Raw genomic sequence first — 21,827 nt, forward strand, 5'->3', positions numbered from 1 at the left:
TCGCTCGTGGTTGGATTTCGATGTATGTCAGGGAACGGTGAGAACGCCTGCGTCGATGAGACCATCGATCTCGGCAGTGTCGTAGCCGGCCTCGGACAGGATCTCGCGGCCGTGCTCGCCGATGCCCGGTGCAGGTCGCCGGATGCTCGGAGGCGTCTCGGAGAACTGCTCGGGAGGCGGGATGACCCGGAACTGGCCGGCCACAGGATGCTCGTCGATCGGGAGCTGGTCGATGAGTTCGTCGAGGGTGGCGGCCTCGGTCGCCGGGATGCCGTGCTCTTCGCAGAAACTCAGCCAGTCGGCGGTGGTGCGCTGGGTGAGCACTGTTGCGACGTCGCGATACAGGCTGTCGCTGTGGGTGACGCGCTCGATGGGCGTTGCGAAACGTTCGTCGGCTGCGAGATCTGGCCGCCCGCCGGCTTCGAAGAGCGCGACGTAGTGCGAATGGTCGTAGGGCAGGATGTTGATCCAGCCGTCGGCGGTCGGCTGAGGCCGGCGCTCCGGTGTGAGGATGCGGGCGTAGCCGGCGTCGGCCACGGGAGGTTCGGAGATTGCGCCAGACCCGTGCTCGGTGAGCACAAACGCTCGCATCACATCGACCATCGGAATCTCAATGCACTGCCCCTGCCCGGTCTGAGCTCTATGAAAAAGAGCCGCCACCACCGAGTTCGCGATGGTCAGGCCGCAGACCTTGTCGGCCACGAGGCTGGGCAGCAGCATCGGCTCAGCGCCCATGCGGCGGAAGAGATCGCCGACGCCGCTTGCGGATTGGATGATGTCGTCGTACGCGGGCGCGTTTGCCTGCTCGCTGGATGACGGGTAGCCGTGAGCACGGCAGAACACGATGTCATTGCGAACGTCCCGGACGGCCTCGTAGTGCAGGCCGAGTCGGCGCAGCGGCCCGGGGCGGAGATTGGTGATCATCACGTCGCAGGTCGCAGCGATGTCCAGGAAGGCCTGGCGGCCACGGGGCTGCTTGAGGTCGACCGCGATGCTGCGCTTGTTGCGCAGCAGGTTGAGCGCGATCCCCGAGAACTCCTCGACGGGGCCAGACCCCATGGTGCGGTTGCGGTCGCCCTTCGCGGGTTCCACGAAAATGACATCCGCACCGAGATCCCCGAGCGTGCGCGTAGCTGCCGGACCCATGAGCACCGACGACAGGTCAAGCACCCGCACCCCCGCCAGCGGACCTGTCACGTCCTCGGTTTCACTCGTCATATGTGGTGCACGCTCGGGTTGGAGGCTCGGCTAGACAGTCTCGAATTCAAGCGCAGATGTGTCCAGATCGGCTGAGCGGGACGACAGGTGGTGCATCTCGACGCCGACGACCTCGTTTGACCCATTGAAGTCAAGCACCACACCCGGCGCGACCTCCTGTGACTCCACGATGTCGGAATCGTCGAGTCGAAGGTAGAGGGCGTCTGCTTGCGTATCGACTTGCAGCCTCATGAGATTCCTCTAGCCGAGCGATCGAAGAATGCGCTGACCACCCGCCAAGGCTCGGCTTCGGTGTTCACGGCGACGCGCAGGACCCTTCCGCCGCGTTCTTGGATGCGCAGATAGAACCGCTCCACGGCTTCATCGTACGGGTCTCGTGCTCTCCGGTCAGATGCAGCGATGGCGGCGCCAACCTCCCCTGACTGCCCTCGGTTCCAGACCGACGCAAGCAACGTTCCATTGAGCGCGTCCGGGAAAACTGACTAGCGTCAGTTCTCAATCCAGCTCCGGGCAGACGACCGGCGACAGGCGGGGCAGAGGTATCCAGAGACGGGGGGAGCGAGATGGGGCTCAAAACTGGCGAGGAGTATCTCTCAACACTGGCCGATGGGCGGCAGGTCTATTACGACGGCCATCCTGTGAGCGATGCATCCACCGAGCCAGGGCTGCGCAACACAGCACTCACCGTCGCGCAGTACTACGACATGCAGAACATCCCCGAGCTCGAAGACGCACTCACGTATGAGACGCCTGACGGCGACCGGGCGCACCTGTCGTTTATCGAACCCCGCTCAGTTGACGATCTGCGGCGTCGAGCGGCTGCGTTCGGCTTCTGGGCTGAGGTGACCGGCGGGCTCATGGGCCGGGCGCCCGACTACATGAACGCCTGCATGATGGCGGTAGGCAATACGGGCCATGTCTGGGGAATGCACGACGAGCGGTTCGCCAAGAACGCCTACGAGACGTACCTGCACTGCCGGCGCAACGACATCTGCATGACTCACACGTTCGTGAATCCGATGACCGACCGCTTCACGCCGATCGCCGAGCAGGAGAAGTTCGTCAACGCCGGCATCGGCGACACGCAGCGCATGAAGGGCTTGAACTACCAGTTCTACGACAAGGAAGACGCAGTGAAGATGGTGGCCCGGATCCTGCAGCCACCGCAGGGCTCGGAGCGACTCGCCTGGCCCGACTGGTCTTAGCGGCGCAGCCGGCCGGGTCTACCGGATCAGCGCGAAGTGGTCATTCCCCACAGCGCGACTCGAACGGCGTCGTGCATCTGGGTCACCATCTCGTCGTAGGTGATCCTGTCGGTGATGAGACGCCGCATCAGGACCTGCCAGATCGAATAGAGGTTGAAGGCGAGCGTTGACTTGGTTACTTCGGGAGCCAGCTTGCCGCATGTGCTCGCGTCGCCGAGCAGCGATGCCAGGCGAGTCGAAAACAGTCCGCCACGACGTTGGTGCCGTCGCGGCCGGAATGACTGACAAATGGGAGTTCCTTGAAGAATGAGCGAGCCAGCCGGCGGTCGGCCTCGTGATGGTCGGTCACATGCATAAGCAGGGTCAAGACCTGGTCGACGACATCTGCGCTGGGATCGACGAGGTCGAATGCTTCGGCCCATGTATCGCCCGCCACGTTGACGAACGCGCTGACGAGCAGATCCTCCTTCGACTCGACGTAGAGGTACAGCGTGCCGGCGCCGATTCCTGCGGCTTTCGCGATCTCTGCCGTCGTGGTGTCCTCGAAGCCCTTCTCCTGGAACAGCGCAGTAGCCGCCGCCACTATGCGGCGCCGCTTGTCGAGCTTGTTGCGCTCGCGCTTGCCCAGTTCGGCGTCTTCGAGGTCGGCGACCTCGCCGACGAGGGGGTGGTCGGTGATTGACATCGTCCGAACACGTTAGCGAGGCCGAAAATGCGGTCCATCCGGCGGCGATTCTGGCGAACGGTCGCCGACCGAGTCGGCCGCAGCAGGCGCAGTGATCGAGACCCTCGCAATGCCATCGACAGGTAATGCCATCTTGAGCGCGGAAGCCTCTGGAAGCCGCTCTGTCGTTGACGAGCGAGGTGGACATCGGTAGACCTTCACCCATGGGGATCGACATTGAACCGACCGGTGCCGCTGTAGGGGCCTTCGTCAACGACTTGCAGCTCGGAGACGTGGATGCCCCCACAGGTGTCGACCTTCTCGAAGCGCTCGGCGAGCACGGAGTGCTCTTCTTCCGAGATCAGGATCTGACGCCGGAGGCGCACATCACCTTCGCAGAGACGCTTGGTGAGATCGACGTCAACGTGTTCTTCGCCCCGAACGACACGTACCCCAAGATCGCCGAAGTGCGCACGCGCCCAGAGAACACCTACGTGATCGGAGAGGCCTGGCACACCGACCACTCCTATGAGACTGCGCCTGCCCTTGGTTCGATTCTTGTTGCGCGACAGCTGCCCTCACGCGGCGGAGACACCGCTTTCAGTTCCATGTATGCCGCATTCGATGCACTCTCCGACGGGCTCAAGGAGACGCTGCGCGGAATGAGGGCGGTGCACTCGTCACACGAGGCGTTCGGCATCGGCGTGGCGAAGATGCCCGAGTCCGAACGCGCTGAGCGCTTCCAGGACGAGTTTCCGATCAATCCCGACGTCGTTCACCCCGTCATCATCTCTCACCCCATCTCCGGTCGACCGGTGCTGTATGTCAACCGCTCGTTCACGACCCGTTTCGAGGGCTGGACCGAGCGGGAGAGCCGGCCGTTGCTGGAGTTTCTGTTCGAGCACGGCTCGAGCGTCGAATTCACCTATCGGTTCTCGTGGGAGCCAGGCTCTGTCGCCATCTGGGACAACCGCTGCACCTGGCACAAGGCGCTCAACGACTACCGGGGCGAGACGCGTCTGATGCATCGCATCACGTTGAAGGGCTGTCCGATCGCTGCCTGAGGCTTGCGTCACGGCCGATGTTCATTGTCGGCCGCATGGCCTCGCTGGGTCGCGAGACTTCGCGGCAGGAGCACCCCTGCTAGACGATGGCGATGCGAGACCGCGAACGTCCTGGAACCACAGCCGCCGAGCTGAGCCCCGCATGGGAGGCCCGCCCGGTCCCGCCTGATGGTGCTCCCAACGTCGTGGTCATCGTGTTCGACGACACGGGATTCGCGCACCTCGGCTGTTACGGGAGCGACATCGACACCCCGAACATCGATCGGTTGGCAGCCGGTGGTCTCCGCTACACGAACTTCCATACGACAGCGCTGTGCTCGCCGACTCGTGCGTGCCTGCTGAGCGGCCGCAACCACCACTCGGTCGGCATGCGGTTCTTGTCCAACGTCGACACGGGCTTCTCGAACTGCCGGGGTGTGATCGCGCCGTCGGCGGCGACCTTCGCCGAAGTGCTCTCCGCCAACGGTTATGCGACCTTTGCTCTCGGCAAGTGGCACCTTGCGAATCTGGCTGATTGCGGACCCGCAGGGCCGTTCGACCACTGGCCGCTGGGACGAGGCTTCGACCGCTTCCACGGATTTCTCGGCGGCGCCACGGACCAGTTCTCGCCGGAACTGGTCATCGACAACCACCCTGTGGACCCGCCGAGCGAACCCGGCTACCACCTGTCGGAGGATCTGGTCGATCAGGCGATATCGATGATCGCCGCCCAGCAGGCCACCGCCTCGTCGCGGAGGTTCTTGACCTATCTCGCCTTCGGCGCGACGCACTCGCCGCACCAAGCCCCGCAGGCATACCTCGACAAATACCGGGGCCGTTACGACGAGGGCTGGGACGTCACACGGGAGCGCTGGTTCTCCCGCCAGCGGGAGCTGGGGGTGGTGCCCGCTGGCGCCGAGCTGTCACCGCGCAACCCGGGTGTGAAGCCGTGGGACGAGCTCGACGGTGACCATCGACGGCTCTATTGCCGCATGCAGGAGACGTTCGCTGCGTTCCTCGACCACACCGACGACCAGATCGGACGGCTGACGGACTACCTGGCGGGTGCCGGCTTGCTGGACGACACGCTGATCGTGCTGCTCTCAGACAACGGCGCTTCCCAGGAAGGCGGGCGCCACGGGCTGACCAACGAGAACATCTTCTTCAATCGCGAGAGGCTCGAGGTCGCCGACATGATGCCGTTCGTGGACCAGATCGGCGGCCCCAACCTCTACAACAACTACCCGTGGGGCTGGGCACAGGCGGGCAACACGCCGCTGCGCTTCTACAAGCAGAACACCTACGAGGGCGGCATCCGAGATCCGCTGATCGTGCACTGGCCCGCGGGCATTACTGATGCCGGCGGCATCCGCGATCAGTATCACCACGTGATCGATGTGATGCCCACCATCCTCGACGTGGTCGGCGTGGAGGCCCCAGACGTTCACAACGGCGTTTCCCAGCAGCCTGTCGAAGGGATCTCCATGCGGCCGACCTTCGATGCCGCGAACGCCGAGGCACCTTCGGGCCGCACCACGCAGTACTACGAGATGCTCGGCCATCGGGCCGTCTACAGCGACGGATGGAAGGCGGTGACCATGCATCGACAAGGTGTGCCGTTCGGCGAGGACGACTGGGCGCTGTACGACACGCGCAACGACTTCGCCGAGATTCACGACCTGTCCGAGACGCATCCTGACAAGCTGGTTGAGCTGATCGAGCTGTGGTGGTCTGAGGCCGACAACTACAACGTGCTGCCTCTCGACGATCGGGGAGTGGAGCTGTTCGTTTTGCGCCAGCCAGGTCCCGACGCTGTAGCGACCCGTCTGCGCTACCCCGCAGGCATGCCCCATCTTGAGCGGTTCAAGTGCCCCGATGTGCGGAATCGGTCGTTCGAGATCGTCGCGTCGGCAGATACCTCGACGGGAACCGACGGGGTGCTCGTGGCCTTCGGGTCAAGGACTGGCGGGCTCGTGATGTGGATTGCCGACGGCGTGCTGTGCTTCGAATACAACAACCTCGGGCGTCCCACCAAGCTGCGGGCAAGCGAGCCGGTGCCGCGCGGCGACGTCGAGCTGGGCGTCCGCTACACCAAGAGCGCCGAGCACGCTGGCACAGTGACGCTGTGGCAACGGGTCGGCGCTGGGCCAGCGCGGGACCTCGGTTCGGTCGATCTGACGACGATGCCGTACCGACAGTCGCTGTACGGCATGGACGTGGGGCGCGACCTCGGCCCCACCGTCAGCGCCGCATACACCGGGCCGAACTCGTTCGAGGGTGTGCTGCGGCACGTGGAGTTCCGGCTGGACAACGACCGCGACGATCTCAGGGAAGCAGCGGCTGTGGAATCGGAGAACGCGCTCGTCGATCAGTAGGCCCGCTCAGGGCTCGATCAGGGGTGCCGTCTCAAAGACCGTCAGCGTGTCCAGCAGGGAATGCAGCAGGTTTCGATCGCCGGTGACCTCAGCCCGATCGAGCGAACTCGCATCGTTGAGTGCCGCGAAGAGCGTCGCTCGGTCGATGCGGACCGAAGCGACGGCATCGGAATCGACCGAGTGCGCCCGGTGATGCACGGCTGAGCGGCCGACGCCGAGCACATGATCCTCGCCGAGGTCGGTGATATGGAAATTGAACGTGACCGGCCCAGCATCGAAGGCGTCGGGGTCGAAGCGGATGCCGATCACATCGAAGAGGTGCTCGACACTCATGGCCTGGGACATGTCTCGGGTGGGGACACGGCCCCAGTCGGGCGTGCCTTCTCGCAGCTCCTTCGCGCCCATCAGGTAGGCGTTGCGCCACGTCGCCGACTCTGACTGATAGCCGAGCTGCTCCAGAGCATCGGCTTGCAGGCTGCGGGCCTCCCGGTTCTGCGGGTCCGCGAACACCACGTGGTTGACGACCTGGGCCACCCAGCGGTACTCGCCGCGCTCGAAGCTCTCGCGGGCCCTCGCTAGCACGGCATCGGCGCCGCCCATGAACTCGAGATAGTTGGCGCCCGCTTCGACCGGTGGCAGCGGATCGAGGTTGGCCGGGTTGCCGTCGTACCAGCCGAGGTAGCGGTTGTAGACCGAGCGGCAGTTGTGCGAGACGGTGCCGTAGTAGCCCTGCACGTGAGACTCGTTGAACTCGGCGGGCAGGCGCATCTGGGCCGCGATCTCGGTGGGCCGCAGTCCTTGGTTGGCGAGGCGCATCGTCTGGTCGTGCATCCAGCGATACAGGTCGCGCTGCATCGACAGGAACGCCCGCACGTCGGCATTGCCGAAGCGGGGCCAGTGGTGGCTGGCGAACATGACGTCGGTGTCATCGCCCCAGAGTTCCAGAGCTTCGGCGATGTACTTGCTCCACGCCAGCGCGTCGCGCGTCTGCGCACCCCGGATCGGGTACAGGTTGTGCATCGTGTGCGTGCAGTTCTCGGCCATGCACAGCAGGTTCTTGTCGGGAAAGAAGAAATTCATCTCTGCGGGCGCTTCGGCATCGGGCGTGTTCTGGAACACGATCCGGATGCCGCTGAGCTCACGCTCCTCCCCGGTGCGGGTGATGATGTCGGTGGGAGCGAGCAGGTCCGATCGAGCCAGACCCATTGCCGAGCCCAGGCCGCAGTCGACGTGGCCCAATGGCCCGGGCGGCAGCAGCGGCCCGAATTGGTACGCGGCCCGTCGTCCCATGATCGGGCCGGCGATGACGAATTCGCCCACGACCTCTTCGAGGAATCCCTCGGGTGCGACGATCTCGACGTCACCGTTGGCTACGGCGTCGGCATCTGTCACGCCGAGCACGCCGCCGAAATGATCTGCGTGCGAGTGCGTGTAGATGATCGCCCGAACAGGGCGGGCACCGAGGGTGCGATTGGCGAGATCCAGTGCCGCCGCGGCCGACGGCCGGGTGGTCAGGGGATCGATGATCAGCCAGCCCTCGGAGCCCTCGAGGAACGTGATGTTGGCGATGTCGTAGCCACGTACCTGCCACACGCCGTCGGTCACCTCGAACAGACCGTGATGGACGTTGAGCTGTGCCTGTCGCCACAGGCTCGGATGCACCGACGGCGGAGCTTCGGCTGATTCGTTGACGAAGGCGTGGCGGGCCACGTCGAACACCACGTGGTCGCCCATCGTGACGCGACCGTCGTCGATCTGTGCGATCAGGCCGCGGGAGGCTCGTTCGAAGTCGCCCGGGTCGTCGAAGGAGACCGCCGCTGCGCTATTGGCCGCAGCGGTGAACTCTGTCGGCGTTCGCTGTCCGGATGGACCGTCGTCGTTCAGATCACGGCCATGCCCGCCCGGTGTCACGTTGTCGCCTCGCCGGCTCAGGACGCGGCTGGGAAGCGGATCGGCAGGTGCCGAGGGCCGCGGACCTGCCCGCCCGCCCAGGTGACCTCTTGCGGCTCGCTCACTTCGAAGTCCGGAATGCGCTCGAACCAGGTGCGCAGCGCGACGTTCATCTCCAGGCGGGCCAGATTCGAGCCTGCGCAGCGATGAATGCCCGCACCGAACGCGACATGGCGGTTGTGCGGCCGGTCCAGGATCACTTCGTCGGGTCGCTCGAAGACCTCCGGGTCGCGGTTGGCGCCCGGGAAGTTCATCAGCACCTTGCTGCCCTCGGGGATCGTCACGTCGCCGATCTGCACGTCGGCTGCAGCTCGACGTGCCATGGTCACCGGCGCGTAGAAGCGCAGCAGTTCTTCGATGGCCGAGGGCCACAGGTCCGGCTCGGCCAACATCCGCTCGCGATCGGCGGGATGAGTGCCGAAGTGCCACAAGGCTGAGCCGATCGAGCTCCACGTGGTGTCGATGCCCGCGATGAGCTGCAGGTTGAGCATGCCGACCACCATGATCGGATCGATGGGGTTGCCCTCATCGTCGGTTCCCGCCAGCAGGGCCGAGACGAACCCGTCGTCGGGATTGGCCTGTTTCTCCTTCACGACCTCGAAGAAGAACTCTCGGATCACGAGCCGGTACTTCCTGCGCAGATCAGGCTTTGTGAGACCCAGCTCCAGAACGCAGCGCACCCAGTAGGTGAAGTCGTCCACCCTGCTCTCGTCGATCCCGAGGAGGTGGGCGATAACCCGAGGGGGGATCTGCTGGGCGTACTGCTCGGCGCCGTCGACGTGGCCCGTATCGATGAACCCGTCGATGAGGCGGTTCGCGAGATCCTCGGTGTACTGGCGGTGCGATTCGGCGGCCTTTGGTGAGAAGTGTGGGAGCAGCAGCCGACGTGTCCAGCCGTGAATCGGCGGATCCTCGGAGATCGGCGCAGCGTTGACGCCGTACTGCTGAAAGATCGGGTCTGCGAGCAGTTCCTCGACCAGCTCCGGAGGGGGAGATGTCACCAGCACATCGCTGCTCGAGAGCCCAGGGACCATCTTCGCCATGGCTTGGACGTCCTCGTACCGGGTCGGCAGGAAGGAGCCCCCCCAGCGTTCGGTGTGAGCGATCGGGCAGCGGCCGCGCAGCTCCTCCCACACCGGTGCCGGATCGGTCACGTAGCCCGGGTCGTAAATGTCGTAGTCGGTGTCCCAGTCGTCGACGGGTGCCGTATCGGTCATGGGCGGTTTCCTTCTTGGCTCGGAGTACTGAATCTTGGGAAAGTCTCTACATCTCGAAGTCGAGCATGCGGGCGAGCAGTGTGGCGGCGCGCGGCTCAAGCTCTCGCGGGTTTCGCCGCAGTGCTGTGGCGAAGAGTGGCTCGAAAAGTGTCCACGCCAGTTGAGCCGCAGCAACGAGCACGTAGCGGCAGCGTTGGGACGGGTTCGGCTCGCCATACCGGCTGCGGTGCCGGTCGAGCAATGCGCCGACTACCGGAAAATGGTCACCCTCGCGCGCCAATTTGGCGTCGAGTGCGACGTGAGTCAGCGCTCGCACGTAGCCCAGGTATTCCCGCATGGAAAAGAAGTCCGGCATGGAGTCGGGGCCCGACTCGGCTGCGTAGAACTGGTCGCGCATCTGCCGCGACGCCTGAGTCAGCACTTCGCCCGCAGAGCCGAAGTAGTGGTGAATGAGTCCGTAGTTGACCCCGGCTCGCGAAGCCAGTTGGCGCCCCGAGATTGAAGCGGGCGTTCTGCTGGCCAGAAGTTCGATGGCTGCGGCCACGAGACGGCTCTCGACTTGGACTCGGCCGCTAGTGCGCGATCGCGTCGGTGTGCGAGGCCCGCGTGCCTGCAGTGGCCGGGCCGGGATCTCGTCCCCGACGAATGGTCCTCGCCCGGCGTGCAGACGCTCGATCATCATCACCAACTCGCGGTCAGCGAGCTCGGTGACATCGTCGAGGCCGGCCGAACGCACGAGCGGGGTCCGGTGGATGCTCACCCCGAGCTGCATGGCGCACGACAGCACTACGCACGTGTCGAGCGCGTCGGCGGTCAGCTCGGGTCGCAGCATCCGCAGTCCATCGCGATAGCGGTGGACGATCGGATTCTCGGGCCGCAGCGCGAGTGTCGCCTGATCGAGCTGGATCTGGGTCAGCACCCGCACAAAGGTGTCGTGCCGCATCACCGTTCCGGCGGTGGGCACCAAGGCGCCGGGCGGGAAGGCGTCTGCGACGAACGCATTGCTGAGCCGGTCGAGCACGTGGCGGCACAGTTCTCGCTTGGAGCCGAAGTGCCGGTGGATCTGCGCGTAGTTGACGCCAGCGGCCTCCGCGATGCGCCGGCCCGAGACTGCGGAAGGTGGCTCGGCCGACAGGAGCTCGGTCGCGGCCTCGACCACCGCAGTCGCAGGATGGAGTCCCGAGCGACTGCGGTGGTCGGCGTCCGTTGCAGCCATACGGCTAATCTAGGCCCAGAACGACGCGGCGGAGCGCCGCAATCTGCTGCAGAGGGGAAACGACGTGCGTATCGACGCCGTGAAACCGAAGGATTACAACCGATTCAGGGTCGAGCCGCTGACCGGCACGATCGGCGCAGAGATCGCAGGGGTCGACCTGCGTGAATTCGATGACGAGCTGATCGCCGAGCTGCACGATGCATGGATGTCACACAAGGTGCTGTTCTTCCGCGACCAGGATCTGACGCAGGCCCAGCATGTGGCCTACGGACAGTCAGTTGGCGAGCTGGAGATTCATCCCTTTACGCGCAATGTGACCGAGCACCCCGAGATCATCGTGCTCGAGTCGACAGCGGAGAAATTCCAGGCTGCAGAAACCTGGCACAGCGACGTCTCGTTTCGGGAGTGCCCGCCCCTGGGCTCGGTGCTGCTGGGTCGGATCGTCCCGCCGTACAGCGGCGATACCTGCTGGGCCAACATGGAACTGGCGTATGAGCTGCTGCCTGACAGCCTGAAGGACGACATCGACGGGCTGTACGCGATTCACTCGTTCGTCAAGGCGTTCGGCCGCAACATGAGTGCCGAGGAACGGGAACAGGCTGCGCTCGACTACCCCGACCAGAAGCACCCCATCGTGCGCACGCATCCGGTGACCGGCGCCAAGATTCTGTACATCAACCGGTCGTTCGTGCTGACCATCGACGGCATGACACCCGAAGAGAGCCGGAGTCTCCGCTACCGGCTGTACGAGCAGTCGATGTTGCCGGAGGTGCAATGCCGGTTTCGCTGGCGCCCAGGATCAATCGCCCAGTGGGACAATCGCTGCACGCAGCACTACGCCGTGCCTGACCATGGGGGACGGCACCGGCGAATGGAACGAGTCACGCTGGTCGGCGACCGACCGGTGTGAACCACAAGCGCCGAGATTGAAGTGCAGCGATGACTTACACCGACGATGCCACCTCTGCCATTCCGCCCGTCGACGACTTCGCCACCGACTGGGACTTCAACGACCCCGCATGGGTGAGCGATCCCTATCCGATATGGAAGGAGCTGCGCGAACGCTGCCCGGTAGCGCACTCACAGCGGTTCAACGAGGGCGCATGGCTCCCGTTGCGCTATGACGACATCGTCGCTATCGCCAATGACGCCGAGACGTTCTCCAACGTGCACCATGGCATTCGGCGTGGAGGCACTGCTGATCGCGGCTACTTCCCGCCGATCAACAGCGATCCTCCAGAACACTTGGAGATTCGGCGAACGCTGCTGCCGTTCTTCGCGCCGCGACGAATCGAGCAGTGGCGTGAGCACATCGCCGCGGACTGCGAGGAACGAGTCCGGGTGATCGTCGAGCGAGGTCACGGTGACGCGGCGGTCGAGTACAGCCAGCACATCCCTGTTGGGGCAATTGCCGTCATCTTGGGAATCGACCCCGCCGATGGCGATCAGTTCCGCGATTGGGTCCGCCAAATCCTGCAGGTCGGGCTGGATGATGCGGTAGCGATGCAGCGAGCGGTAGCGGAAATCCGCGACTACATGGCTCAAGCGATGACCGAGCGACGCAAGACGCCCGGTGACGACCTGATCAGCCATCTCGTCACCACCGAGATGGCAGGAGAACCGCTTCCCGATCACCTCATTGAGCGAATGCTTGTGCTGCAGCTGATCGCCGGCATCGACACAACCTGGAGCTCCATCGGCGCGGCGTTGTGGCACCTCGCCGTTCACGACGACGACCGGCGACGGCTGGTGGCGGAACCCGAATTGCTGCCGACTGCGATTGAAGAGTTTCTGCGGGCGTACGCACCGGTCAACGTGGTGCGGCGGGTCACAACCGATGCAGAAATCAACGGTGTCGCCGTGCACGAGGGGGACCACCTGATGATGACGTTCCCGATCGGGTGCCGGGACCCTGAGAAGTTCGATCGGGCCGACGAGGTCGTCATCGACCGCGCCGAGAATCGGCACATCGCATTCGGCTCGGGCATCCACCGCTGCATCGGCTCGAATCTGGCTCGCCTCGAGATGGAATTCGCACTCGACACCTGGCTCCGGCACATTCCGGAGTACTCGATCGCACCCGGGGCGGAAGTCACCTGGTCGACGGGGCAGATCCGCGGGCCTCGCTCGATCCCAATCGTCATCGATTGACCTACAGCGCCCCCGGCATTCCTCGCCATTTGAAACCCAGAATTCGTCGCTGGTAACCCAGCACGGCCCCATTGCTGACCTGCTCTGCGTCAACCGTCACAAAGCCGTAGCACACCGTCAAGCGCGATAGGGCGCAGGCTCACTATCGTGCAGCCACTTGGCTAGCGCTGTGGACTTCAGGGGACGGCGCAGAGAATTCTGGGAGGGCAATCTCGTGAGAGGGCCTACACGGCGCGTGACGCGCCTCATGACTGTGCTGCTCGCGTTCGCTTTGGTGGCGAGCGCCTGCGGGGGCGGAGACGGAGACTCGGATTCCGGATCCGGTACTGCGTCGGCAACGACGGCGGCGCCGGCGACCACCGCGGCGACACCCGCACCTGCGACGACACAGGCGCAGACACAGGTGACGATCGCTGCGGTCGAGCAGACAACCACAACGCAAGGCGCAGTGACGACGACGCAGGCTCCGGTGCCCGAACCTGAGGGCACGTTGCGAATGGTCGAGTTCTCCCCGGTGACGAGCTTCAATCCGGCGGCCAGCCAGACGGCTCAGAGCGCCTATCTCTACCCGCATTACGACACGCTGACGCGCCAACGCAACGACCTCAGCTTGGAGCCGTCCCTCGCGACATCGTGGACCCAGCCATCGCCGAACGTCTGGCGCTTCACCGTGCGTGACGATGTGGTCTTCCATGACGGAGCCGCGTTCAATGCCCAGGTCGCCGTGGACAACATGAACTACCACGCTTCGTTCGCAGGCAACCCGAACGCTGCGACATGGGCAGTCTTCGCCGAAGCCCGCGTCATCGACGACACCACCTTCGAGGTCGAGTTCGCCAACCCAGCGCCTCAGTTCCCGCTTGAGATGTCGATGGTCATGGGAATGATGATCAGCCCGAACGCGCTGGACGGGCGAGACCTCACCCGTGACCCGCAAGGCTCGGGGCCGTGGATCTGGTCAGAGGCTGACAGCCAGGCCGGCGTGACCGAGGTGTACGATCTCAACCCCAACTACTGGAATCCCGCTGATCAGGGCGTCGAGACGGTCACGGTCACTGCCGTTCCCGACAACAATGCCCGCTTGAACGCGTTGCTGACCGGGGAAGCCGACATCATGGCGACGACGCGTGACGCCCAGATCGACGCAGCTCTCGAAGCGGACATGGTGCTGGTCTCGGTGCCGAACTTCTTCGCATACATCTTGATCACGGGCCGTGACGGCGTCATCGATGAGCCGCTCGGCGATGAACGTGTGCGGCGCGCAATCCTGCTGTCGCTGGACCGTGACGCGTATGCCAATGCGATCCACTCGGGCAAGGCCGACAGCCTCGGCGGCATCTATCCGCCGGCGTTCACCCAATTCAACGTGCCGGAGCTTGACGACAAGTACAGCTATGACCCCGAAGAGGCGCGCCGCCTGCTCGCTGAGGCCGGCTACCCCGACGGCGTGACGATCCAGATGCCGATCATGCCTGCCATCAACCCGATCGTGGAGTTCGTGATCCAGATGCTCGGAGCCTCCGGCATCAGCATCGATCTGATCCAGATCAACAATGGCGAGCTCGGACCGGGAACCGCAGGGGGCAATTGGGGCATGTCGTGGTTCCGCGATCTGTTGGTGCACCCCGCCCGCGATCTCGGCAAGTTCACCGCGAAGGAAGGCCGATTCAACGCCTTCAATCTCGACGACACCGCTGGGCTGCATGCGACCCTGCTCGAAGCACTCGAGGCGACTGATCCTGCGGAGTCGTTCGAGAGCTACGCCGAAGTCATGGAAGGCCTGATCGACCTCGGTGTCGTACTGCCGCTGGCACACGGAGGACAGAACGGCATGTACGCCCCGTACCTCACTGGGGTGACCATGGGCCTCAACATGCAGGCGCCCATGCCGTACGGTGTGCGGATCAACAACTGATCGGCTGAAGCCTTTTCCCATACGATCATTGACGGTGGCCGGGAGCTGAGGCTCCCGGCCACTGGTCTTCGAGCGGTCAGAGGGGGATTCTCGATGAGGCAGAAGGGTGGGATGCGTTGACCCGTCTGCTGGTGAGTCGAGTCGTCGCGGCCATTCCGTTGATGTTCGGCGTAGCCACGCTGGTGTTCTTCCTGGCTCAGGTGAACCCGGTCGATCCCGCGGCAACCATCGTGGGCGAGGATGCGACGCTGGAGGTGATCGCCGAGAAGCGGGCTGAGCTCGGCATCGACCGCCCGCTGGTGGTCCAGTACTGGGACTGGCTGAACAGCGCAATTGTGGGGGATCTCGGTACCAACTGGTTCAACGGCGAGAAAATCACCACCGAGCTGCGGGATCGCATACCGGTGACCCTGTCCATGGTGTTCGGCTCGCTGATCGTGTCGATAGCGGTGGGCAGTGCGTTCGGGGTGTTCGCCGCATTGAAGACAGGCAGGTGGCCGGACCGGACCATCACGGTCGTTTCGTCGCTCGGCCTCGCCGTGCCGAATTTCTGGATCGGCCTAGTGCTGGCGTACTACGTAGGAGTCAAGCTGCAGTGGCTGCCGGCCATTTGGCCCACGACTCAGCCCGACTCCATCACGACTTGGATCGAGGCACTGATACTGCCGTGCATCGCTCTCGGCATTTCCGCGTCAGCAGCGATTGCTCGTCAGGCCCGCTCGTCGATGATCGGCGTGCTCCAGCGGGACTACGTGCGCACGGCGCTCGCCAAAGGGCTTCCGGTACGACGCGTGGTCTCACGACACGCCATCCGCAATGCGGCCATCCCCGTGGTCACGCTGGCCGGGTTTCAGACCTCGGCGCTGATCGGCGGATCGATCTTCGTCGAGTTCGTGTTCAACGTGCCCGGATTAGGACGCTTCGGTGTCGATGCCATCCTGCGCCAGAACATGCCGGCCCTGCTGGGCTTTGTCATGGTGACTGCGCTCGTCGTCGTCGTTGTCAACATCGTGCTCGACCTCAGCTACGCCTGGCTCAATCCGAAGGTGAGGCCGGAATGAGCGACGCACTCGCAGGTCTGGCCGGCGCAGGGGACATCGGCAACGTGGCTGGTTCCACGCCGTCGCCGGGTGAATCGGCCGCTGGCGAGATGCGGAGCCGCTTCTGGGCACGGCTCCGGCGCAACAAGGTGGCGATGGCTGGCGCGGCCTACCTCGTGCTCGTGGTCCTGGTGTCGCTGTTTGCGCCTCTGTTGACGCCGCACGATGAGACATTCGCGACCCGCTTCCAGGACATCCTGTTCAGCCCGGGCGACAGTGGATACCTGCTCGGCACCGATCATGTCGGTCGCGACATCTTGACGCGCATCTTCTTCGGCGCTCGCTACGCACTCATCGCCGGCGCCGAAGCCGTGCTTGTGGCGCTCGCCATCGGCGTGCCGCTGGGCCTGACCATCGGCTACTTCCGCGGATGGGTGGATCGCATCGTGATGCGATTCGTGGAGATCGTTGTCGCGGTGCCAGCGGTAGTGATGGCCATGGCCATCATCACCGGCCTGGGAACCGGGCTCACCAACGCAATGTTGGCCATCGGCTTGGTGTTCTCGATGATCATCACCCGTCTGACGCGAGCTGAGGTCTTCGCTGCGCGCGAGGAGTTCTACGTCGACGGGGCGAAGGCGTCGGGTGCTTCGGAACGGCGCGTGATGTGGCGCCACATCCTGCCCAATATTGCGCCACCGCTCATCGTACAGACCACGTTGCTGTTCGCCCAGGCGGTGCTGGCAGAAGCCGCCCTGAGTTTCCTCGGGATCGGCGCAGATGCGAGCCAGGCCAGCTGGGGCCGGATGCTGCGCGATGCCGAGATCAGCATCGACCGCACCATCTGGCCGGCCATCCCGCCGGGTATCGCCATCTTTCTCACGGTGGTCGCATTCAATGTGTTCGGTGACGGGCTGCGCGACGCATTCGCCCGTGAGGCGCGCGGCGGGCGGGTAGGCGTCGGCGATGTCATCCCCAAGGAGCGCGGCGCAGCGGCAGCGCCCCCAAGGCCGCCCGGCGGCGGCGACCCCTTGCTGAGCCTGCGAGGACTCGACATCGTCTTCCCCAAGCCCGGCGAACGCACCGACATGACTGTCGTGCAGAATGTCAATCTGGACATCGGCCGTGGCGAAGTCATGGCACTCGTCGGCGAATCGGGCTCCGGCAAGACCATCACCGGGCTGTCGCTGATGGGTTTGGTGCCCGACCCGGGCCAGGCCTCAGCGGAATCCATCGTGCTCGACGGCCGAGAGCTCGTCGGGATGGAATTCAACGAGCTCCGATGGATTCGCGGCCGGGAGATCGGCATCATCTTCCAGGAGCCATCGGCTGCGCTGAATCCTGCCTACACGGTGGGTCGTCAGGTCGCGGAACCTTTGCGGGTCCATTTGGGCATGACCAAACGCGAGGCGCGCGAGCGGGTCATCGAACTTTTCACAGAGGTAGGCATACCCGAGCCTGACAAGCGCATTGACGCATTCCCGCACCAGTTCTCCGGCGGCATGGCGCAGCGGGTCATGATCGCCATGGCGCTCTCCTGCGAGCCGAAACTGCTGATCGCTGACGAGCCGACGACGGCGCTGGATGTGACCGTGCAGGGTCAGATGCTCGATCTTGTCGGAGAGCTGGCCCGTTCGCGTGGCCTGTCAGTCTTGCTCATCACCCATGACTTGGGCGTCGTGGCCGACCTGGCCGACCGAGTTGCGGTCATGTATGCGGGAGAGATCGTCGAGACGGGTCGCTTGGCGGAGGTATTCGCTGCGCCGCGTCACCCTTACACCGAAGGACTCATTGCGGCGATTCCGCGAAATGAGCCGCGCTCAGGCGACCTGCCCACGATTCCAGGGGTCGTTCCTCCGCCGTGGGAATGGCCAGATCGATGCCACTTCGCAGACCGCTGTCAATACGAGGCAGTCGAATGCCGGCGCGGCCCCGTCGAGTTGCGAGCGATGGGTGCGTCGCTCACTCGCTGCGAGCGCAGCCACGAACTCGAATTGCAGGGCGTGGAGCACGCCGCCGCCGTCGGAGTCGCCGGATGGGAACAGTCCTCAGGCGGGGATGAGCCTGGATGAGCGCGCCCCTGCTGGAAATCGACGATCTGACGATCGTGTTCCCGGGCGGGCGTGGTGCCTTGCCGTGGCAGAAGCTGCCCGACGTCCGTGCGGTTCAGCACGTGTCGTTGCAAATCGACGCCGGGGACACGCTCGGGCTCGTGGGGGAGTCTGGTTCGGGCAAGACCACGCTCGGGCGGGCAGTCCTGCGATTTCTGCGGCCCGAGAGCGGATCGATTCGTCTCGGCGATTTCGACGTGACGGGTTTTGGCCGCAGCGCGCCGACCGAGTATCGCAAGGTCGTGCAAGTCGTGTTCCAGGACCCTGTCGGCTCGCTCAATCCGTCCATGGTGGTGGGGAGCATCATTGCGGAGCCGCTGCGCATTCACTTCGGCATGGACTCCAGCGCTGCCCGAGAGCGGGCCGGCGAGCTGCTCACCCAAGTCGGGCTGCAGCAACACCATCTCGACCGGTACCCCCATGAGTTCTCGGGCGGTCAGCGGCAGCGCATTGCCGTAGCCCGAGCGTTGGCGACCGAGCCTGATCTGCTGGTGCTTGACGAGCCGGTGTCTGCGCTTGATGTCTCGACCCAGAGCCAGGTCATCAACCTGCTCGAACGGCTCCAACGCGAGACAGGCGCGGCCTACCTGTTCATCGCTCACGACCTGGCAGTCGTGCGTCACACGTGCCACCGCATCGCGGTCATGTACCACAGCCGCATCGTCGAGTTAGGCGAATCCGATGACATCTGCGAACGCCCGGCTCATCCGTACACCGAGCTCCTGCTTGCGTCGATTCCCGATCCCGACCCCGCCGTGCAGCACGTCAAGTCACAGCGACGGCGCGAGCTGGCCCAAGGGGTGGCTGGTGCCAGCGGCAGGGCGCCATCCGATAGCTGCCCGTTCGCTGAACGGTGCCCTCATGTGATGGATGTCTGCAGGGAATCGTTTCCCGAACCTGTGCCGACGGCAACCGGCGGGACGGTGTGGTGCCATCTGCACACGAGCGGGCCGATGCTCGCCGGCCGGCCAGTGAGCGAGCTGGCCGCTCAGCCGGACGGGTCTCCTGCGGCCCAGACACAGGCGTCCGATGTCGATGGCTGAAGGATCCGGCGCCGAGCCCAGCCGTCCGAACATCTTGTTCGTGTTCGTCGACAATCTCGGTTACGGCGAGCTGGGGTGCTACGGCGGTGGGGGAGTCCGTGGCGTGCCGACGCCCAACATTGACTGCTTGGCAGCCGAAGGCATGCGTCTCACGAACATGAACATGGAGGCTCAGTGCACGCCGTCACGTTCTGCGGTGATGACTGGTCGCAACCCCATCCGCTCGGGGACCGTTCGCATTCCGCTGCCGGGACAGCCGAGCGGCCTCACTCGCTGGGAGGTGACCCTGCCCGAATTGCTCGCCGTCGAGGGCTACCGGTGTGCGCATTTCGGAAAATGGCATCTTGGGGACGGACCGGGCCGACAGCCGCATGAACGCGGTTTCCACGAGTGGTGGGGCCTGACCGAGACGCACGACTCGTCGTTGTGGTCCACCGAAGCGGGTTACGACACCGATGTCGTGCCTCCCGAGCAGTTGTTCGAAGGGCGTCGCGGGCAGCCTGCCAGATCGCTGGGCGACTACGACGTCAACCAGCGGGCCCTATTCGACGCCGAGGCGTTCGGGCGGGGCGAAGACTTCATGCGCGAATGCGTGTCGGACGAGCAGCCGTTCTTCCTGTACCTGCCTCTGGCGTTCCCGCATTTTCCGACCCTGCCGCATCCCGACTACGCCGGGGTCACCGGGCTCGGCGACTTCGCCGATGCCTTCCGAGAGACCGATGACCGGGTCGGCCGCTTGGTCGGCGTGCTCGACGAGTTGGATGTCGCTGAGAACACCCTGGTGATCTTCACCAGCGACAACGGCGCGGAGGACGTCCTTCCCTGGAGAGGCTGGACCGGTCCATGGGGAGGCTCGTATTTCACCGCCATGGAGGGCAGCCTGCGCGTGCCGTTCATCGCGCGCTGGGCGGGCAGGATTCCCGCTGGACGCATGAGCAACGAGCTCGCGCATGCCACCGACATCTTCACCACTCTGGCGGCCGTTGCCGGGGCCGACGTTCCCGCCGACCGTCCGATCGATGGCATCGACTTGATGCCGCTGCTGGAAGGATCGTCGGAGCGTTCGGGGCGCGCGTCGGTGCTGTGCTTCGTGGCCGACCGGTTGCACGCGGTGAAGTGGCGCAACTGGAAGCTGCACTTCATCTGGCAGGAATTCATGAGGGATCCGCCGGTGGAGCTCTCGATTCCGCGGGCGTTCAACCTCTACGAGGATCCCCGCGAGCGCCACGACGTATTCCTGCCGTCGAACACCTGGGTTCAGCGGCCCGTGATGGCCGCGGTGGCCGAGTTTTGGGACAGCGTTGCCGCGCACCCGCTGATACCGGTGGGCACCCCTGATCCCTACGAACCGCCACATGCTCGTTGATCGTGGGGGCCGGCGCCGATGAATGCCCCAGTTGATCCGGCATCGGTCGGCGGGGATGGCGGAATCCTCGCCGGCATCAAGGTGGTGGAGTTCGCCCAGAATGCAGCCGTCCCCCATTGCGGCCGTTTGCTGGCAGGTATGGGTGCCGATGTCGTGAAGGTCGAGCCGCCCGGCGGGGATGCCATGCGATCGCTGGCATCGCTGGCTCCGATGGAAGCCAAGGCCTACGCGCTGATCAACCCCGGCAAGCGGGCGATGGTGCTGGACCTGGCTCACCCTGATGCCCCCGAGGTCGTCGACGGTCTCTTCGCTTGGGCGGACGTAGCGCTGATTGCCTTCAAGCAAGGGGACCTCAAGCGCTACTGCATCGACTACGACCACGCTGGGAAGGTCAATCCCCGCCTCGTGTATCTCGCGCACACCGCTTTCGGGCCCGAGGGCACCGATGCCCACCTCGGCGGCTACGACGTACTGGTACAGGCTCGCAGCGGCGCGGGCTTCATCATGAACCGGGCCGAGCACGGCGTGCCGTCGGCCACACGGCCTGCAGTGAACGACTTCGGGACTGGCATGATCTCGGCGCTCGGCGTGGTGGCAGCACTGCGTCATCGCGATCTGACTGGGCGGGGGCAGCGGGTCGACAGCTCGCTGCTGGGCACGGCGATGTCACTCGCCACACCGATGATCGGCGGCTTCGAGACCGACGAGGAGGTGCTCGCCGAACTGAAACAGGATTTGGCGGCTGCCCGCGCTGCCAGTGTGGATTTCGTCGACCAGCGTCGCATCTATGAGGAGCGAATCATCCCCGGTGCCGGCGCATTCCGGATCTATTTCCGCACGTACATGACCGCTGACGGAATGATCAGCGTGGCGGGGTTGAGTCCGGCGCTGCGGCACAAGTTCCATGAGGTCACCGGTCTGCCGACTGCTGATCTGCACCGGCCCCACTCTGAGGAGTTCTCAGAGGTGGTGGCAGCGGCCGAGGCGCTCTTCCGCACCCGGAGCACCGCCGAGTGGCTGGCGGCGTTCCGGGCAGTCGAGTTCCCGTGCGGGCCGTACCTCATGCCCTATGAGGCGCTGGAAGATGAACAGATCCGGGCCAACGACTACGTAGTGGACATCGAGCATCCAGCGTTCGGCCGCTACACGACATCGGGCATGCCGCTGCGATTCAGCGAGGCTGCCAACCCCACCCTCGACGCTTCACCGCAGTACGGCGAGCACACCCGCGAAATGCTGGCCGAGATCGGTCTCAAACCAGCCGCAGTCGAGCGCCTGGTGGCCGATTCGGTAGTCGAAGACGGCTGACCGCA

The 21,827-nt window shown here is 64.8% G+C and carries 18 protein-coding genes; 11 read left to right on the forward strand and 7 right to left on the reverse strand.

Annotated features, from left to right (window positions below; all coding sequences use genetic code 11):
- Window positions 1-27 precede the first annotated feature (27 nt).
- From ACOGJB_RS00305 to ACOGJB_RS00315, 3 genes are read right to left on the reverse strand one after another with little or no spacing between them, the layout of a single operon-like run.
- On the reverse strand, window positions 28-1,218 hold the full coding sequence (locus ACOGJB_RS00305) for a CaiB/BaiF CoA transferase family protein (protein WP_419838846.1): 1,191 nt from the start codon (window positions 1,216-1,218) through the stop codon (window positions 28-30).
- A 30-nt stretch (window positions 1,219-1,248) separates the two neighbouring features.
- Window positions 1,249-1,449, reverse strand: a complete 201-nt coding sequence (locus tag ACOGJB_RS00310; protein ID WP_419838847.1) for a DUF2283 domain-containing protein — start codon at window positions 1,447-1,449, stop codon at window positions 1,249-1,251.
- Window positions 1,446-1,574: a hypothetical protein gene (locus ACOGJB_RS00315; protein ID WP_419838848.1), complete on the reverse strand. Its 129-nt coding sequence runs from the start codon at window positions 1,572-1,574 to the stop codon at window positions 1,446-1,448. The genes ACOGJB_RS00310 and ACOGJB_RS00315 overlap by 4 nt, the downstream gene beginning before the upstream one ends.
- 207 nt (window positions 1,575-1,781) lie before the next feature.
- Here ACOGJB_RS00315 and ACOGJB_RS00320 point away from each other — a divergent pair, with 207 nt between their 5' ends.
- Window positions 1,782-2,423, forward strand: coding sequence for a 4-hydroxyphenylacetate 3-hydroxylase N-terminal domain-containing protein (locus tag ACOGJB_RS00320; RefSeq protein ID WP_419838849.1), 642 nt, complete (start codon window positions 1,782-1,784; stop codon window positions 2,421-2,423).
- 175 nt (window positions 2,424-2,598) lie between these two features.
- Here ACOGJB_RS00320 and ACOGJB_RS00325 read toward each other — a convergent pair whose 3' ends face one another.
- Window positions 2,599-3,108: a TetR/AcrR family transcriptional regulator gene (locus ACOGJB_RS00325; protein ID WP_419838850.1), complete on the reverse strand. Its 510-nt coding sequence runs from the start codon at window positions 3,106-3,108 to the stop codon at window positions 2,599-2,601.
- Window positions 3,109-3,311: 203 nt separating this feature from the next.
- Between ACOGJB_RS00325 and ACOGJB_RS00330 the strand changes: the two genes are divergently transcribed.
- Both ACOGJB_RS00330 and ACOGJB_RS00335 read left to right on the forward strand, forming a co-directional pair.
- Entirely contained in the window at window positions 3,312-4,151 is an 840-nt protein-coding gene (locus ACOGJB_RS00330; RefSeq protein WP_419838851.1) for a TauD/TfdA dioxygenase family protein, read from the forward strand.
- A 92-nt stretch (window positions 4,152-4,243) separates the two neighbouring features.
- The gene (locus ACOGJB_RS00335) at window positions 4,244-6,505 is read left to right on the forward strand and encodes an arylsulfatase (protein WP_419838852.1); all 2,262 of its coding nucleotides are present in this window, start codon (window positions 4,244-4,246) and stop codon (window positions 6,503-6,505) included.
- Window positions 6,506-6,511: 6 nt separating this feature from the next.
- Here ACOGJB_RS00335 and ACOGJB_RS00340 read toward each other — a convergent pair whose 3' ends face one another.
- From ACOGJB_RS00340 to ACOGJB_RS00350, 3 genes are read right to left on the reverse strand one after another with little or no spacing between them, the layout of a single operon-like run.
- Window positions 6,512-8,416 (reverse strand): alkyl/aryl-sulfatase, encoded by a 1,905-nt coding sequence (locus ACOGJB_RS00340; RefSeq protein WP_419838853.1) that lies wholly within the window; start codon window positions 8,414-8,416, stop codon window positions 6,512-6,514.
- A 17-nt stretch (window positions 8,417-8,433) separates the two neighbouring features.
- Window positions 8,434-9,672 carry a cytochrome P450 gene (locus tag ACOGJB_RS00345; RefSeq protein WP_419838854.1) on the reverse strand — a complete coding sequence of 413 codons (1,239 nt, stop codon included), beginning with the start codon at window positions 9,670-9,672 and terminating at the stop codon, window positions 8,434-8,436.
- Window positions 9,673-9,718: 46 nt separating this feature from the next.
- Window positions 9,719-10,888 carry a TetR/AcrR family transcriptional regulator gene (locus ACOGJB_RS00350; RefSeq protein ID WP_419838855.1) on the reverse strand — a complete coding sequence of 390 codons (1,170 nt, stop codon included), beginning with the start codon at window positions 10,886-10,888 and terminating at the stop codon, window positions 9,719-9,721.
- A 64-nt stretch (window positions 10,889-10,952) separates the two neighbouring features.
- Between ACOGJB_RS00350 and ACOGJB_RS00355 the strand changes: the two genes are divergently transcribed.
- The 8 genes from ACOGJB_RS00355 to ACOGJB_RS00390 all read left to right on the forward strand — a co-directional run bounded on the left by ACOGJB_RS00355 (window position 10,953) and on the right by ACOGJB_RS00390 (window position 21,822).
- Complete coding sequence (locus ACOGJB_RS00355; RefSeq protein WP_419838856.1) at window positions 10,953-11,798, forward strand: TauD/TfdA dioxygenase family protein; 846 nt, start codon at window positions 10,953-10,955, stop codon at window positions 11,796-11,798.
- A gap of 29 nt (window positions 11,799-11,827) precedes the next feature.
- On the forward strand, window positions 11,828-13,039 hold the full coding sequence (locus ACOGJB_RS00360; protein WP_419838857.1) for a cytochrome P450: 1,212 nt from the start codon (window positions 11,828-11,830) through the stop codon (window positions 13,037-13,039).
- A gap of 247 nt (window positions 13,040-13,286) precedes the next feature.
- Window positions 13,287-14,954, forward strand: coding sequence for an ABC transporter substrate-binding protein (locus tag ACOGJB_RS00365; protein ID WP_419838858.1), 1,668 nt, complete (start codon window positions 13,287-13,289; stop codon window positions 14,952-14,954).
- 116 nt (window positions 14,955-15,070) lie between these two features.
- Window positions 15,071-16,015: an ABC transporter permease gene (locus ACOGJB_RS00370; protein ID WP_419838859.1), complete on the forward strand. Its 945-nt coding sequence runs from the start codon at window positions 15,071-15,073 to the stop codon at window positions 16,013-16,015.
- Complete coding sequence (locus tag ACOGJB_RS00375; RefSeq protein WP_419838860.1) at window positions 16,012-18,066, forward strand: dipeptide/oligopeptide/nickel ABC transporter permease/ATP-binding protein; 2,055 nt, start codon at window positions 16,012-16,014, stop codon at window positions 18,064-18,066. Before ACOGJB_RS00370 ends, ACOGJB_RS00375 begins: the two co-directional genes overlap by 4 nt.
- A complete protein-coding gene (locus tag ACOGJB_RS00380) occupies window positions 18,063-19,148 on the forward strand; it encodes an ABC transporter ATP-binding protein (RefSeq protein WP_419838861.1) in 1,086 nt (361 codons plus the stop codon). Before ACOGJB_RS00375 ends, ACOGJB_RS00380 begins: the two co-directional genes overlap by 4 nt.
- A complete protein-coding gene (locus ACOGJB_RS00385) occupies window positions 19,141-20,514 on the forward strand; it encodes a sulfatase-like hydrolase/transferase (protein WP_419838862.1) in 1,374 nt (457 codons plus the stop codon). The genes ACOGJB_RS00380 and ACOGJB_RS00385 overlap by 8 nt, the downstream gene beginning before the upstream one ends.
- Before the next feature lie 18 nt (window positions 20,515-20,532).
- On the forward strand, window positions 20,533-21,822 hold the full coding sequence (locus tag ACOGJB_RS00390) for a CaiB/BaiF CoA transferase family protein (protein ID WP_419838863.1): 1,290 nt from the start codon (window positions 20,533-20,535) through the stop codon (window positions 21,820-21,822).
- The last annotated feature ends 5 nt before the right edge of the window (window positions 21,823-21,827 follow it).

The sequence above is a fragment of the Candidatus Poriferisodalis sp. genome (assembly GCF_965208895.1).
Classification (GTDB): domain Bacteria; phylum Actinomycetota; class Acidimicrobiia; order Acidimicrobiales; family Poriferisodalaceae; genus Poriferisodalis.